The organism is Lysinibacillus sp. FJAT-14745 (genome assembly GCF_001275675.1).
Classification (GTDB): domain Bacteria; phylum Bacillota; class Bacilli; order Bacillales_A; family Planococcaceae; genus Lysinibacillus.
This window is the reverse complement of sequence record NZ_LITM01000009.1, coordinates 178,301-193,555: the sequence shown is the minus strand read 5'-3', so window position 1 is coordinate 193,555 and position 15,255 is coordinate 178,301. Positions and strand designations below refer to the sequence as shown.

Annotated in this window: 13 protein-coding genes; 8 read left to right on the top strand and 5 right to left on the bottom strand. The window is 37.3% G+C overall.

Annotation, left to right across the window (positions count from 1 at the left end):
* Positions 1-158: 158 nt before the first annotated feature.
* Positions 159-875, top strand: coding sequence for a hypothetical protein (locus tag AMS59_RS16155; RefSeq protein WP_053484770.1), 717 nt, complete (start codon positions 159-161; stop codon positions 873-875).
* Positions 876-982: 107 nt separating this feature from the next.
* On the opposite strand, the gene AMS59_RS16150 is transcribed toward AMS59_RS16155, so the two are convergent.
* Positions 983-2,272, bottom strand: a complete 1,290-nt coding sequence (locus AMS59_RS16150; protein ID WP_053484769.1) for a replication-associated recombination protein A — start codon at positions 2,270-2,272, stop codon at positions 983-985.
* Positions 2,273-2,459: 187 nt separating this feature from the next.
* Between AMS59_RS16150 and cymR the strand changes: the two genes are divergently transcribed.
* The 4 genes from cymR to AMS59_RS16130 all read left to right on the top strand — a co-directional run bounded on the left by cymR (position 2,460) and on the right by AMS59_RS16130 (position 6,021).
* Positions 2,460-2,879 (top strand): cysteine metabolism transcriptional regulator CymR, encoded by a 420-nt coding sequence (gene cymR / locus AMS59_RS16145; protein ID WP_053484768.1) that lies wholly within the window; start codon positions 2,460-2,462, stop codon positions 2,877-2,879.
* 79 nt (positions 2,880-2,958) lie between these two features.
* A complete protein-coding gene (locus AMS59_RS16140; RefSeq protein ID WP_053484767.1) occupies positions 2,959-4,107 on the top strand; it encodes a cysteine desulfurase family protein in 1,149 nt (382 codons plus the stop codon).
* A gap of 47 nt (positions 4,108-4,154) precedes the next feature.
* On the top strand, positions 4,155-5,279 hold the full coding sequence (mnmA, locus tag AMS59_RS16135) for a tRNA 2-thiouridine(34) synthase MnmA (protein WP_053484766.1): 1,125 nt from the start codon (positions 4,155-4,157) through the stop codon (positions 5,277-5,279).
* A gap of 82 nt (positions 5,280-5,361) precedes the next feature.
* Complete coding sequence (locus AMS59_RS16130) at positions 5,362-6,021, top strand: lipopolysaccharide assembly protein LapB (protein WP_053484765.1); 660 nt, start codon at positions 5,362-5,364, stop codon at positions 6,019-6,021.
* 59 nt (positions 6,022-6,080) lie between these two features.
* On the opposite strand, the gene AMS59_RS16125 is transcribed toward AMS59_RS16130, so the two are convergent.
* The 3 genes from AMS59_RS16125 to hisA form a co-directional block, all read right to left on the bottom strand.
* Positions 6,081-6,821: a GTP pyrophosphokinase family protein gene (locus tag AMS59_RS16125; RefSeq protein ID WP_053484764.1), complete on the bottom strand. Its 741-nt coding sequence runs from the start codon at positions 6,819-6,821 to the stop codon at positions 6,081-6,083.
* Between the two features lie 489 nt (positions 6,822-7,310).
* The gene (locus AMS59_RS16120) at positions 7,311-7,604 is read right to left on the bottom strand and encodes a hypothetical protein (protein WP_053484763.1); all 294 of its coding nucleotides are present in this window, start codon (positions 7,602-7,604) and stop codon (positions 7,311-7,313) included.
* On the bottom strand, positions 7,601-8,368 hold the full coding sequence (gene hisA / locus AMS59_RS16115) for a phosphoribosylformimino-5-aminoimidazole carboxamide ribotide isomerase (RefSeq protein WP_053485104.1): 768 nt from the start codon (positions 8,366-8,368) through the stop codon (positions 7,601-7,603). The genes AMS59_RS16120 and hisA overlap by 4 nt, the downstream gene beginning before the upstream one ends.
* 188 nt (positions 8,369-8,556) lie before the next feature.
* Here hisA and AMS59_RS16110 point away from each other — a divergent pair, with 188 nt between their 5' ends.
* Positions 8,557-10,989 (top strand): ATP-dependent RecD-like DNA helicase, encoded by a 2,433-nt coding sequence (locus AMS59_RS16110; protein WP_053484762.1) that lies wholly within the window; start codon positions 8,557-8,559, stop codon positions 10,987-10,989.
* A 130-nt stretch (positions 10,990-11,119) separates the two neighbouring features.
* Complete coding sequence (locus tag AMS59_RS16105) at positions 11,120-12,901, top strand: polysaccharide deacetylase family protein (protein WP_053484761.1); 1,782 nt, start codon at positions 11,120-11,122, stop codon at positions 12,899-12,901.
* A gap of 18 nt (positions 12,902-12,919) precedes the next feature.
* Here AMS59_RS16105 and AMS59_RS16100 read toward each other — a convergent pair whose 3' ends face one another.
* Positions 12,920-13,108 (bottom strand): hypothetical protein, encoded by a 189-nt coding sequence (locus AMS59_RS16100; protein ID WP_053484760.1) that lies wholly within the window; start codon positions 13,106-13,108, stop codon positions 12,920-12,922.
* A 345-nt stretch (positions 13,109-13,453) separates the two neighbouring features.
* Here AMS59_RS16100 and hpaB point away from each other — a divergent pair, with 345 nt between their 5' ends.
* Positions 13,454-14,890 (top strand): 4-hydroxyphenylacetate 3-monooxygenase, oxygenase component, encoded by a 1,437-nt coding sequence (gene hpaB, locus AMS59_RS16095; RefSeq protein ID WP_053484759.1) that lies wholly within the window; start codon positions 13,454-13,456, stop codon positions 14,888-14,890.
* Positions 14,891-15,255 lie beyond the last annotated feature (365 nt).

Below are 15,255 nucleotides of genomic sequence, written 5' to 3'. Positions count from 1 at the left end.
GAAAATTGAAAATACATGTGCGAGGTTTATGAATCATCATCATTTGTTAAAATGTATAAATTGATTGGAGTGTCAATTGCAACGACAATCAACTCTACGTTATGGTGATGAATAATGTTTATTCAATGTTGTAAGAATTTGTGGGAAGGGGCTATGCAATGTTAATAAACGGTATCGAAATCGATTTGTCGAAATTAGAAAAACCACTCTTATTAGTAAGTGAGGATGAGGAAGTTTTATTTCAGCAGCTTATACAATCAACACTTGAACATGAGCTTATCCAATGTCAATTAGCTCTCTCGACAAGAAAAACCATCTCATTAGTGAAGGATTTTTGGTTGGCTATGTATAAAGATCAAGAAAAATTATATATCAACAGTGGACATGCGCTCCTGTATCCAATTCGTTTGATCATATTCGAACTGGTAACACAAGCGGAATACTTTAAACGTTTGTCGAAAAAATCTTTCGGAGATGAACGTCTGTCACTTATTTATGCCATTGTCCTATTACAATTTGTCTTGCTGTGGATAAAGGAACGGTTTAGTAATAACAAGGAAGTTTATGAGGCATTAAAATTATTATATAGAACTACAGATGATCATGTAGATGATCAAACCTCTCCGTCAAGAGAGCAGTCAATTGGTCAAGCAATTGCTGTAAAAGCAATTCGCTTTGAAGTACGTGAGAACGCCCAGGAATTTGCTAGTCTGCTCTATCAAACCTACAATTTTCTTCATCATTTACATGATATCGAAAAAGATATAGAGCAGAAAGAAACGACTAACTTACCGTCGATGAGAAATGTGGAAGATACATTAAACCAATTTTACAATAAGCGCTATACAACAAATAAGGCAACTTTTACAGGGTGATTGCTTAGCAGTCAGTCCTGTTTTTAGTTACAAGATAAAAGAAAATAAGGCGCTTCTTGTTAAAATTGAAGTGCCCTATTTTCAGGGGAAAACATAATAGTAATGTATTACTTTTTATCTTTATGAAAAGATTTAAGCTTTTCGTAGATTCCTGCCATTCGTTTTTCTTCACCTGCAACAACTGGTTTATAAAATTCGGTGCCCACAAGCTCATCGGGTAAATATTGCTGGTCTACCCAGCCACCGAATGTTCCAATAGGGCTGTTATGGGGATATTGATAACCTACATGACCTAAATCTTTTGCCCCTTCATAATGAGCATCGCGTAGATGATGTGGAATATCGCCTGTTTTTCCTTCATGAATGCTAGCAATGGCGGCATCGATAGCTATAATTGCAGAATTGGATTTGGATGCAAGGCACATTTCAATAACAGCACTTGCAAGCGGAATACGCGCCTCGGGTAGCCCTAAACGCTCAGCCGCCTGTACAGCAGCAAGCATATGAGGCCCTACATCAGGATTAGCAAGGCCTATATCTTCATATGCCATAACAAGTAAACGTCGACTAACAGCTACTAAATCACCTGTTTCCAATAAATGAGCTAAATAATACAATGCTGCATTCGTATCACTTCCACGAACTGATTTTTGTAATGCAGATAGCAAATTATAAAAATGAGAGCCTTTTTTATCACCATAAACGCCAATTCTGCTGATAAGATGCTCAATGATATGATCAGCAGCAATTGTTTGACCGTCTACTTCATCACTTGCATAATAAATCGATTCAAGCAAGGTTAATGCTTTCCGTGCGTCACCATTAGCTGCTTCAGCAATTTGCTCAATTTGATGATCTGTTAATACAAAATGATGTTTACCTAGCCCCCGTTTATCATCAGAAAGTGCTTTTTTTATAAGTTCGATTATATTTTCTTTCGTTAAACGTTTTAGTTGATATATTTCTCCGCAACGTGAGCGGATAGCGGGATTAACATCATGGTACGGATTTTCCGTCGTAGCTCCAATTAACACGATTGAACCGTTTTCAACATGTGGTAACAAAGCATCTTGTTGTAATTTATTAAAACGATGAATTTCATCCAAAAAAAGAAGGACTTTCCCAGATATTCGAGCTTCCTGTACAATATCCTCAACGTCCTTTTTACCAGCGCGAGTAGCATTCAGTGCGAAAAAGGGAAGCTTCGAGCTCCCTGCTAAGGCATTCGCTATTGACGTTTTACCGATACCTGGCTCACCGTATAGTAGCATAGATGGAACATGCTCATTTTGAATCATTTTATAAAGAGCGGTGTTAGGACCGATAAAATCTTGGTGTCCTACAATCTCTTCAAGGGTTAAAGGACGCATGCGATAAGCGAGTGGTTCGTTATGCATTAAAAATTCCCCCTTTCAACTGTTTTTTTTGTGCTTCTAATGAAGCGTTAATAGTATTTTGACTAACTATACTAATGCGCAATTTATAGTATATCATAACCTCCCGAGAGTATTTCCGAGTTCTTCGAGAGGAGATTATGATATACTGTTGGTAGTATTTTTGACTAGACTATTTGAGGGTGATTAAATGAAAATTTCTACAAAGGGCCGTTATGGGCTAACGATTATGATTGAATTAGCAAAGCATTATGGAGAAGGACCTATTCCACTACGCAAAATCGCTGCTGAAAAGGAGCTTTCTGAGGCATACTTAGAGCAGTTGGTTTCGCCATTACGTAATTCTGGCTTAGTGAAAAGTGTACGCGGTGCATATGGTGGGTATATGCTAGCAAATCCACCAAGTGAAATTTCGGCTGCAAATGTTATTAGTGTGTTAGAGGGTCCAATTCAACCAGTAGAAGGTATTGAAAATGAAGAAGCACCTCAACGAGAGTTATGGCTCCGCATTCGTGATGCTGTGAAAAATGTATTAGATACAACGACAATTGAGGATCTAGCACAATATACTGAAGAAAATGTAGCAGAAGGCTATATGTTCTATATTTAAAATTAGGCTAAAGCATAGCTCTCTAGCTTGAGGCAGGGAGACAGATCTTTAGCGCTTTTCGTACAAAGGAGTTTTCAACATGAATTCATATATTTATCTCGATCATGCAGCGTCTTCACCAATGAATGACAAAGTAATAAACGCTATGACTACAGCAATGCAACAGGTTTATGGTAATGCATCAAGTATTCATGGGATAGGTCGAGAGGCGCGCAAATATTTAGATGATGCACGTGAAATACTTGCCCGATCAATTGGTGCTCAACCTGGAGAAATTATTATAACAAGTGGCGGAACAGAGGCGGATAATACGGCTATTTTTGGCACTGTTTATGCACGGGCTGCTGAAGGGAAACATATCATTACCACACAAATTGAACATCACGCTGTGTTACATACTTGTGAAAAGCTTGAGCGAGATGGCTTTGATGTGACATATTTGCCGGTTGATGAAAAAGGACGTGTTTCTGTAGAAGACGTGCGAAATGCATTACGTGAGGATACAATTTTAGTAACGATTATGTACGGCAATAATGAAGTCGGTACGATTCAACCGATTGCTGAAATTGGTAACTTGCTACGTGAACATAAGGCTGTTTTCCATACAGATGCTGTTCAGGCATATGGTTTAGAGTCAATTAATGTTGCTGATTTACAGGTTGATTTACTAAGTGTTTCTGCACATAAAATTAATGGTCCTAAAGGTATTGGTTTCCTTTACCAAAAAGCAGGAACACCATTTACTAGTTATGCATTAGGGGGAGCGCATGAGAAAAAACGTCGTGCAGGTACTGAAAATGTGCCCGCAGTGATTGGCTTTGCTACTGCAGTGCAAATTGCAAATGAGTTGCGAGAAGAGAAGCGCGCACTATACAATCGCTTTAAGCAAATAATGCTGGATGTTTTCACGAAGGAAAATTTAGCATTTCATGTGAATGGAGATTTAGAAAATATGCTCCCACACGTTTTAAATGTAAGTTTTTCTAGTATGGAAGTAGAGTCATTTCTAGTAAATCTTGATATGGCAGGTATTTGCGTATCGAGTGGTTCAGCGTGCACTGCTGGCGCTATTGATCCATCACACGTTTTAGTTGCGATGTTTGGACAAGGGGTAGAAGAATTACGTAACTCGATCCGCTTTAGCTTCGGTCAAGGTTTAACAGAAGCTGATGTACAACATGCGGCAGAAAAAACAGCAGCGATTGTGAAAAGACTAGCGAAAAAATAATTCGCTGTACATTTAATAGAATTAGAAAAAAAGAAAAGGTGACCAATATGAAAGAAACACGTGACCCCTCACAAATTCGTGTTGTTGTCGGCATGTCGGGTGGGGTAGATTCTTCGGTTGCTGCATATTTACTAAAACAACAAGGATATGAAGTAATCGGGATATTTATGAAAAACTGGGATGATACAGACGAAAATGGCGTTTGTACAGCTACAGAAGACTATGATGATGTTATTAAAGTATGTAATCAAATCGGGATTCCGTACTATGCAGTGAATTTTGAAAAGCAATATTGGGATAAGGTTTTCACATACTTTTTAGAAGAGTATAAAGCAGGACGTACGCCAAATCCAGATGTTATGTGTAATAAGGAAATTAAATTTAAAGCGTTTTTAGAGCATGCGATGGATCTTGGAGCTGATTATTTAGCGACAGGTCACTATGCTCGAGTGGATCGTAGTGGAGATGGCGAAGTTAAAATGCTTCGTGGCATTGACAATAATAAAGATCAAACGTATTTCTTAAATCAATTATCACAGGAACAATTGTCGCATGTAATGTTCCCAATTGGACATATTGAGAAAAAGGAAGTCCGTAAAATTGCTGAAGAAGCTGGGTTAGCTACAGCGAAGAAAAAGGATTCAACAGGAATTTGCTTTATTGGAGAGCGTAATTTCAAAGAATTTTTAAGTCAATATTTACCAGCTCAACCTGGTAAGATGGAGACGATGGATGGTGCCGTAATGGGCCAACATGATGGATTAATGTACTATACACTTGGTCAACGTCATGGTCTTGGAATTGGTGGTGACGGTGAGCCTTGGTTCGTGTTAGGGAAAGATTTAGAGCGCAATGTGTTACTAGTTGGACAAGGTTTCAATAATGATTCACTATATTCTACTTCACTGACTGCTGTGAAAATGAGCTATACTTCGACAAAAAAATTGCCCGGGAAATTTTCATGCACAGCAAAATTCCGTTATCGTCAAACGGATACACCAGTTACAGTGGAAATTTTAGAGGATGGACGTACACATATTACGTTTGCTGAACCAGTCCGTGCGATTACACCTGGACAAGCTGTTGTACTATATAATGGTGAAGAATGTTTAGGTGGCGGTACAATCGACGAAGTCTTTAAAAATAATGAAAAACTAACATATGTAGGTTAATTTGCGAAAAGACTGCTTATACTCTTTCCTAAAGCGTATAGAGTTTAGGCAGTCTTTCGCTACATAGAGGTGAAGAAAAACAATGAATTATAACGAGAAGGGCATTCAAGCGTTTCAAGAAAAGCGCTACGAGGATGCTGCACAACTTTTTACACAAGCAATTGAAGCAGAGCCTAAAAACCCAATTGGTTATGTGAATTTCGGAAATCTCTTAGCAGTTTTAGAGGATACTGAACGTGCAGAGCGATTTTTCCAAAAAGCAATCACTGTTGATGAAACGGCAGCAACTGCTTATTACGGTTTAGCAAATTTATATTTTAATGCGGAACGATGTGCGGAGGCAGTAAAGCTTTATGAGCAAGCACTAAAACATAAAATTGAAGGCGCAGATGTGTATTATATGATAGGCAAATGCTTTGAGCGAATGGAAAATCCGAAACTTGCACTGCCATATTTACAACGAGCTTCAGAGCTTGCACCAGAAGATACACAAATTCGTCTAGCATATGCCATCGTGCTATGTGCGCTTGAAATGTACAAAGAAGGCAAAAAGGAATTAGACTATTTGATCGAACAGGATTGGAATAATGCAGATGCACATTATAATTTAGGAGTACTATATGCGGTATCTACTGAGCAAACAGAAGATGCTATGTACCATCTAAAACAAGCCTTTACATTACAGCCAGAATACGACCAAGCGCGTTATATTTACGATATGATTGCACAGCGCTTTAACTAAATAACTCATAATAGAGAAAGGATGCCAAAATTACTTTGGCATCCTTTTATATCGAGAGATTAGTCTTGGTCATCCTCAGAAGAATAACCAAGTGGTAGTTGAGATAGATATTGTGCTAAATAAGCAATAGGCATTGCTTCTAATGACGTCTCTTCTTCAGCCGCTTTTAGAATATTTATTTCTTCATTTAGTCGTTCCATTTTTCGATCCAGTTCAGCTGCTTGAATGGCAGCTTCCTTCAATTCCAAACGTATATGTTCAGGTACTTCCTTGTTGTATTTGTAATAGATTTTATGTTCAAGGCTAGCCCAGAAGTCCATTGCAATTGTACGAATTTGAATTTCTGTATAAACACTTTCTACACGATCGGACATAAAAATTGGGATTTTTATAATTAGATGCAAGCTTCGATAGCCATTCTCCTTTGGGGATTTAATATAATCCTTAACATCCACAACTTCAATATCATTTTGCGCCTGTAGCATGGCACTTACTTTATAAATATCCTCTACAAAGGAGCAAGTAATTCGCACACCCGCAATATCACGAATGTTTTCACGAATCACTTCGACATTTGTCTTAAGGTTCTTTTTCTGGATTTTCGATAATATACTTTTTGGTGATTTTACTCGAGTTGATATATGCTCTATCGGGTTATATTCATGAATTAACTTAAACTCTTCTTGTAAAATATTTAGTTTCGTTTCAATTTCTTGCAAGGCAAATTTATAGGCTAAAAAGAAACGTGTTATTTCTGATTGTAGGTTTTTTAAAGTGATTGCTTCGAGTTCATTTTTCATTCTTCATAAAATCCTTTCTTTTAGCAAATAACATTAATGAAATTCTCTTATTGTGATCTCATCAATAATAGCTTAACAAAAATAGCTACGAAATAGAAATATGTGCTCTCAGGTGTGTTGATTAACCATTTTTATACATCCAAAGAGGCTGATTTCCGCTACGGGCAACTCGCTTTCCTGCGGGCGAGTGTCGAGCCGCTTCCTCCGCTTCGCTCCGTGCGGGGTCTCGGGCCAACACGATGTTGGTCACGAAGGCGTTATCACAGGATGTGATGGTTTTAGCCTTCGTTCCTCTATCGCTTTCCCGCGGGAGTCGAGTAGCCCTACGCTACAATCAGTTAAAATGGAAATATATTGTAAAAGTGGTAACGAAAAAATCCTTTTATCGCTCAATAATAAACTTATTTTTTCCTAATCAACACGCCTGATGTGCTCTGAAATATGTATAGTATTCTTGTTTCAAATAAAAAAAGGGGGTGTTTAGTCCCCTTAGTAATCAACGATAATTTCAGCATTTAAGTTGTATCGTTTATTAAATTCATCAACGAATATTTGTAAATCTATATAAATGCCAATATAAGGCTCTGTTTCCTGATCACGTAAGAAGCCACATGTTGCCTTTAAAGATTTTGAAAACTCAAGTAGCATTTGTTCATCATCTAGCTGTATTTGTAACGAAAGAGAATGATCCTTCGTGTTTATTTTGAAATATTTACCGTCTATAATGCGTTCTAAATTTGTTTCTTGAAAGGGGAAAACATAATCCTTATATATTAATTTCACAATACCCCTCCTTTTTTGCAATAATGCACTACATCTGAATAAGATAAATCTCCACCGAAAATTGAAAGAGCGCTACCGATTGTCACATGAAGTTTACCGTTTGAGATATTTTTAAATTTCTTTAAGTCGTCTAAAGATCGAACGCCACCAGCATATGTTGTTGGTATAGTTGTCCAATTGGCTAAATCTTGCACTAAACTTTCCTGTATACCGCCTTTTTTCCCTTCCACATCAACAGCGTGAATAAGTAGTTCATCACAGAAATTTTCAATAAATGCAATAGACTCAGCATTCACTTCAAAATCACTAAACTTTGTCCATTTATCAGTAACAACAAACCATTTTCCATCGCGCATACGGCAGCTTAAATCGATGACAAGATGCTGTTTACCGATAATCTGTACTAATTGCTTTAGTCGATCTAAATGGAGTTTGCCATCATTGAATATAAATGATGTGACAATAACATGGGTAGCTCCCGCAGCAATATATTTTTTTGCATTTTCTGTGGTGATGCCGCCACCAACCTGCAACCCTTGAGGGTATGCTGCTAGTGCGGTTAATGCGGCTTCTTCGTTTCCATCACCTAGCATAATGACGTGCCCACCTGTTAATCGATCCGTGGCAAACATTTTTGCATAATAACTAGAGTCATGATTTGAAATAAAGTTCTCAATAACTTCTTGATCTTTATGACCTAGTGTGCTGCCAACAATTTGTTTTACTTTGCCATCGTGTAAATCAATGCAAGGTCTAAATTCCAATAGTTTCACAATCCTTCCGTGCAACAAATTCACCTATATCATAGCATGTAAAGGTTGAGCATAACCGTGAAATGTTATTTATCATAAAATTTTTAAAGAATATAGTGAATTCTCTTTTTAAACGATTTTTCACATTATGGTGTGGTAAAATATAATGATTGAAATGAACACGAAAGGACGAACCTAAAATGGCAGAGAATCTTGATTTATTTGAACAAAATAAATTTTTTATACTCGGGCGTCCAATCGTCTCTATCTTCCATAATGCACAAAATATGTATTCGATAGTTCGTGTGAAAATTCAAGAGACCAACTTACAGTATGAGGATAAGGAAATAATAGTTGTTGGATATTTTCCGCCGTTACAGCTGGATGAACAATATCGTTTTACAGGATTATTGAGACAACATCCAAAATATGGTGTACAATTTCAAATAGAGACATTTACAAAGGAAGTACCCGCAACGGAGCAAGGAATTATTCATTACTTATCGAGTGACTTGTTCGTTGGAATCGGAAAAAAAACTGCTGAAACAATCGTAGAGAAACTAGGGGCAAATGCGTTACGTCTTATTTTAGAGGACCCAAATGCGCTCGATGCTGTACCTCGACTATCTGCAGAAAAAAAAGAGGTTATCCATCGTACGATTGAACAAAATCTAGGCTTAGAACGAGTGATGATTCAACTGAATGAATGGGGTTTCGGACCACAGCTCGGCATGAAAATTTACCAAACATACCGAACAGAGGCCGTTGAATTATTAACTGAAAATCCATACCGCCTTATTGAGGATGTAGAGGGTGTTGGTTTCTTTCGTGCCGACGAGTTAGGTTCAAAATTAGGAATTACTGGCAATCATCCAGACCGTATTAAGGCGGCGATTTTACATACTCTAAATACAGCAGCTTTATCGGATGGGCATGTATATTTAGATGCAGAACATGTGTTACCGCTAGTAAAAGATATGCTTGAGCAAAGACAACGAGAGGCAATTCCTTTTGAGACCATTTCTAAAGCTTGCATCGAATTACGTGAGGAAAGTAAAATTTGTGGAGAAGAAACGAGATTATATTTACCATCTCTATATTTCTCAGAAGTAGGAATTGCATCAAAAATATTAGCTTTAATCGAACGTAACAATAAGGCTGAACATTTTAGTAAGGCTGAAATACGCAAAGCGATTGGTGAAACAGAAGAGATGCTCAATGTCACATATGCTGAAACACAAGCGAATGCTGTTGAACAAGCTTTAAACTCAGCTGTTATGATATTAACTGGTGGACCCGGAACAGGTAAAACAACTGTTGTTCGGGGTGTAGTAGAAGTGTATGCAAAGTTACACGGACTATCATTAAACCCGAAGGAATACGCACAAAAAGAAGAGCCCTTTCCGATTATTTTATGTGCTCCAACAGGACGTGCTGCCAAGCGTTTATCGGAATCAACAGAACTTCCAGCAATGACAATCCATCGATTGCTAGGCTTTACTGGTCAGGAGAAAGAGGAAGAAACTGAGCGTGAGGTTACAGGAAAACTCATTATTGTAGACGAAATGTCGATGGTCGATACTTGGCTCGCGCATCAATTATTAAAATCCTTGCATGAGGATGTGCAAGTCGTATTTGTTGGCGATCAAGACCAGCTACCACCAGTAGGACCAGGGCAGGTGTTAAAGGATTTGTTGGCTTCCGGGCAAATACCTACTGTCGAATTAACAGAAGTTTATCGACAAGCAGAGGGCTCAACGATTATTGAACTTGCGCATCAAATTAAACGTGGTAATATCACTAATGACCTAACATTAAAGACGTCTGACCGTTCATTTATTAAAGCCTCCTCAGATCAGGTAGCAAGCGTTGTCACACAGGTTGTGAAAAGTGCGGTTACGAAAGGTCAAGAAATCCGTAATATCCAAGTGTTAGCACCAATGTACAAAGGTCCAGCAGGAATAGACAGTTTAAATAAAATGATTCAGGAACTTATTAATCCAAACGATACTGGCACTAGAAAAGAGCTCGTCTTTGGTGATGTCACATATCGCATAAAGGATAAAGTCTTACAGCTTGTCAATCAACCAGAGAGCAATGTTTTTAATGGTGATATGGGTGAGGTAATCAGTATTATAAAGGCAAAGGAAACAATTGAGAAACAAGATTTACTTGTTGTGTCATTCGACGGTATTGAAGTAACTTATCAACGGAGTGACCTCAATCAATTGACACTTGCCTACTGTTGTTCAATTCATAAATCGCAAGGCTCTGAGTTCCAAACAGTTATAATGCCGGTTGTACGAGGTTATTCTAAAATGCTGCGTCGTAATTTGTTATATACAGGCATTACGCGTGCAAAAAATTTCTTAATTTTATGTGGTGAACCTGATGTGCTAGCAGATGGTTTACAGCGTACGGATGATTTACAGCGCTTTACGTCTCTACGTGCAAGGCTCAATCCAATGAATGTTGCAGAGGAAATTAAAGAAGTAGTAAAGGTTCCATTAAACGAAGATTTACAAAATGACAAACGATCCATTGATTTTAAGCTAACGGTAGAAACAGAAGCATATATCCATCCATTAATTGGAATGGATGGCATCTCGCCATATGATTATTTAGATAAGTGAGTTAATTTCATAAATTTAATCCCTTTAGTATCAAGATTCTAAACAATAAAAAACGGACAATAAGCTCTTGGAAAATATAATTTATGAAATTAATTCAACCAATAAACTTTTATGGTTGGAACATCGTCTTATGATTGAAGTAAAAGATAATAAAAATTTTTATGAGGTGAATAAAGTGAAACGCATGCTAGTATTGCTTCTGTTCATGATGTTAATACCATTTGCAGAAAAAGCATATGGAAATAGTACCGTCATCCAAGTGAATGAGGAAGCAACTGTCTTTGATAATCGTTCAGGATCACTAGTTCAGGTGGGAACATTATCAGCAGGGCAAACTTTTGAAGTTATAAAAGATTATGGAGCCAATTGGTGGCAAATTCGTTGGGGTGGTTATTATGGTTATGTTGAAAAACGTTATACAAAGGTTGTTTCAGCAAAAAGCTATAAAAATACAGTCCCAGCTGTTACTAAAATAAAGGACTATATTGTCCCAACAAACAAAGCACCGATTTACGATAATACTGGCAATAAACTTGTTCAATTTGCCACATTGTCAGAGGGAGTTCGCTTCCCTATATATAGCAAAATGGGTGATTGGTATGGCATTGCTGTCAACGGACGCTTAGGGTATGTTCATAGTAATCTTGTTGTGGAAGAAAAAGGTCAGAATACAACAAATACGAATACAGCAAATACGAATACAACTATACCAAAGCCTGTTGAAAAACCAACTACAGCTCCTCCTATTAAACAAAATGGTTATATAGAGGCGTTAGAAAACGTAATTCTTTATGATTTCCGCCGTGAAAAAGAAATGGCTATTGCTACGTTAATGAAAGGGCAACAGCTAGAGGTTGTAGAATCAATGGATCCAACATATGTTCAAGTTCGTTGGGGAAAATCATTTATTTATGCAGAAAAATCAAAGGTGAAATTTTTAAATACTCCTTCGTATAAAAATGTTGGTAAGGACAATACCATGAAAAATGAGTATTTCATCCCTATTTCTGCAAACAGTGAAATTTTTGACAAAACAACAAAAACGTTACAGCCATTTGCTAAACTAGATACAAATCGTCGTTATCCGATATTGCGGAAAGAAGGGGATTGGTACGTAACAGTATTTGGCGGCCGTGAAGGATATATCCATAGCTCTAAAGTAGCGATTGATCGTGGCGTTCCTGTAATGATGTATCATCATCTTCTAAAAGAGCAGGAGCTTGGACGTTTCAAAAATGTAAGTACTACGATGACAGATGTTCAATTTGCAAAAGAAATGCAGTTTTTAAAAAGTAAAAACTACGAAACCGTTTCTGTAGACGAATTATTGCGTTTCATGCGCAATGAAATTACACTGCCTGCTTACTCAATTGTTTTAACTTTTGATGATGGCTTATTGTCGACACGTGAATATGCGTATCCAGTACTTAAAAACAATGGCTTTAAAGCTACACAATTTTTAATTACGCACCGTAATGAAAATTCGAAAGATGGGCAAATTTTTAATTATCATGATTTACAGGCAATTTCACGTCAGGACATGACAAATATGCAAGATGTTTTTGCGTATGGATCACACACTTACAATTTACACGACTTAGTAGGGAATAAAGGCAAAATGCTTCTAATCCCATACCATGAGGTTGTTCAAGATTTACAACGTAGCACAACAATTATTCCAAAGGCTAAAGCTTTTGCTTATCCGTTTGGGCAATATAATGCCGACATTATTAATGCGGTAAAGGAAGCTGGATTCACAATGGCATTTTCAACGAAGATTGGCTATAACAATCCGTACGATGATGTATATCAAATTAAACGCTTGTCCAGTAATCAACAAACAACATTTATGCAATTCCAAAAAATGGTCCTGCCATATGCGAATATACAAAACCCGATCAATTCGAATTGATCGGGTTTTGTTGTATGATTAGTGGATACCAACTAGGTGATGTTTAACTACTTCATATGCTTGGCAAACGTTTTTAAATTGATCTTTTTCTTTGGCAATCATATCCGAAGCGATAGAAAATAAAAGGTTCTCTTCGTTATGATCCTCCATTTTATTCATTAATACAGCTTCCATTTCCGCCACGTACGAGATGATTTGTTTATTCATATATATTCTCCTTTAATAAAAAAGATGTTTTTTGTTTAGTTTACGAAGCTATCTTACACCTGCACATATAAAAAATCTAGCAATTCTGTACTAGTCGAAGAGGACTTTTCTGTGAATGTGTCACAAAATTGAACTCGTTAAAAAAGTGCTTATTGAAACCGTTTTTATCTAAAGTAACTGAAAAATCGTGCAATAAATGCGTTTTTTAATTGTATTAATAAAGTAGTACAGTTTGGGGTATTTTAGTGGTTGCTATAATACAGTGGGCTAAAGAGGAACCTAATATAAGGAAATTTCATATACTGAAAAAGTATAAAAACATTTGTAACGTTTAGGGGTGACTGCATGCCAGTAATTACAGGACAGCAATATATAGACCGTATTGATGCTTTAAAAACTTATATTTCGATTGATGGGAAAGTCGTCACAGGGAAGGTGTCGGAGCATCCAGCATTTAAGGGAGTAATGCAGAGTCAGGCAAGGCTTTTTGATTTACAAAATGAAAAGGCCTTGCTTGAAAAGATGACATATGTTTCACCAACGAGTAATAAGCGTGTAGGTATGTCTTTTCTTCAAGCGGTGACAATCGAAGATCTCGTGAAAAGACGTAATGCAATACGAGAGTGGGCATTATCCAATAATGGACTTATGGGGAGAAGTCCGGATTACATGAATACGACATTAATGGCTCTAGCATCGATAGCAGAATATTTGAAAGATAAGCCAAATTGTTTCCCGCAGCATTTGTTAAAATATTATGAGTATGCTCGTGAGAACGATTTGACGATGACACATACATTTATCGAGCCACAAGTAAACCGTCAAAAATTTTATTTTGAAGATGAAGAAGTTACAATTGCTGCTAAAATTGTAGATAAAACGAGCGAGGGGTTAGTAATTAAAGGTGCGAGATTACTAGCGACACAGGGAGGTATTACAGATGAACTCCTTGTTATATCAACAAATGGTTTTGATGAAGGAAAAGGCTTTTCTTTCTCAATACCAAGTAATACAAAAGGTTTAAAGTTTTTATGTAGACAATCATTTGTCGGAGGGGAATCGGCTTTTGATTATCCATTAAGTAGTCGTTACGAGGAAATGGATGCAATCGTTGTGTTTGATAATGTAGTAGTGCCGTGGGAACGCGTCTTTTATTATGAGAATGTGGAAGTTGCCAATAACTTTTTGAACGTAAGTGGTTTTCAAACATATGGTTTACATCAAGTTCTTACACGTCAAATTGTCAAAACAGAATTTGTCTTAGGTGTTGTACAGTCAATTGTAAATACGATCAATATCGGCGAATATCAACATGTGCAGCAAAAGGTTGTTGATATCATCGTGACATTAGAAACGATGAAGGCCTTACTGTTAAAGTCTGAAGTAGAGGCAAAAAGGGATGATTTTGGTTTTATAAGACCTGACCTTCCAACAGTACAAGTAGCTATTCAGATGTTCCCTAAAGTGTATCCGACCTTTACAGAAATTATCCAGTTACTTGGCGCAAGCGGATTAATGTCCATTCCAAGTGAAAAAGCATTTACAGCGGATGACGGTGATCTTGAGCATTATTTACAGTCTTTTCAGGATGGTGGAGAGGAGCGCGTCAAAAAATTCCGCTTAGCTTGGGATTTAACAATGAGTAGCTTTGGTACAAGACAAACACTGTATGAACGCTTTTTCTTTGGGGATCCAGTCCGTTTAGCCAGCGCACTTTATAATTCTTATAACAGGGAAGAATTAGTAAATCGGGTAGAAAACTTTTTGAAAAATAATAATTAGTTTTGAGGAAGTAACTGTTTACAATTAATTTAACTTCTTTCAGCGGGGAGCCAAACATCTGTACCTGTCGCTACGCTTTCGGTACAAAAAACACATGCTGAAATTGAGGAACTAAGTCTAAGAACGCCACGTCCTGTGGCAACTACTGAGTGACCAACATCATGCCGCTGACGCTACGCTTTCGCGCAAAAAACATCATGTTGGCCTAAAGCCTCCAGCGGATTCCGGACGCAATTATGCCGGTATAATTTATACAATTTCTGCTCTTTGAGTATGGTGTACTATAAAATATCAGGCGTGTTGATTAGGAAAAAATAAGTTTATTATTGAGCGATAAAAGGATTTTTCCGTTACCACTTTGCCAA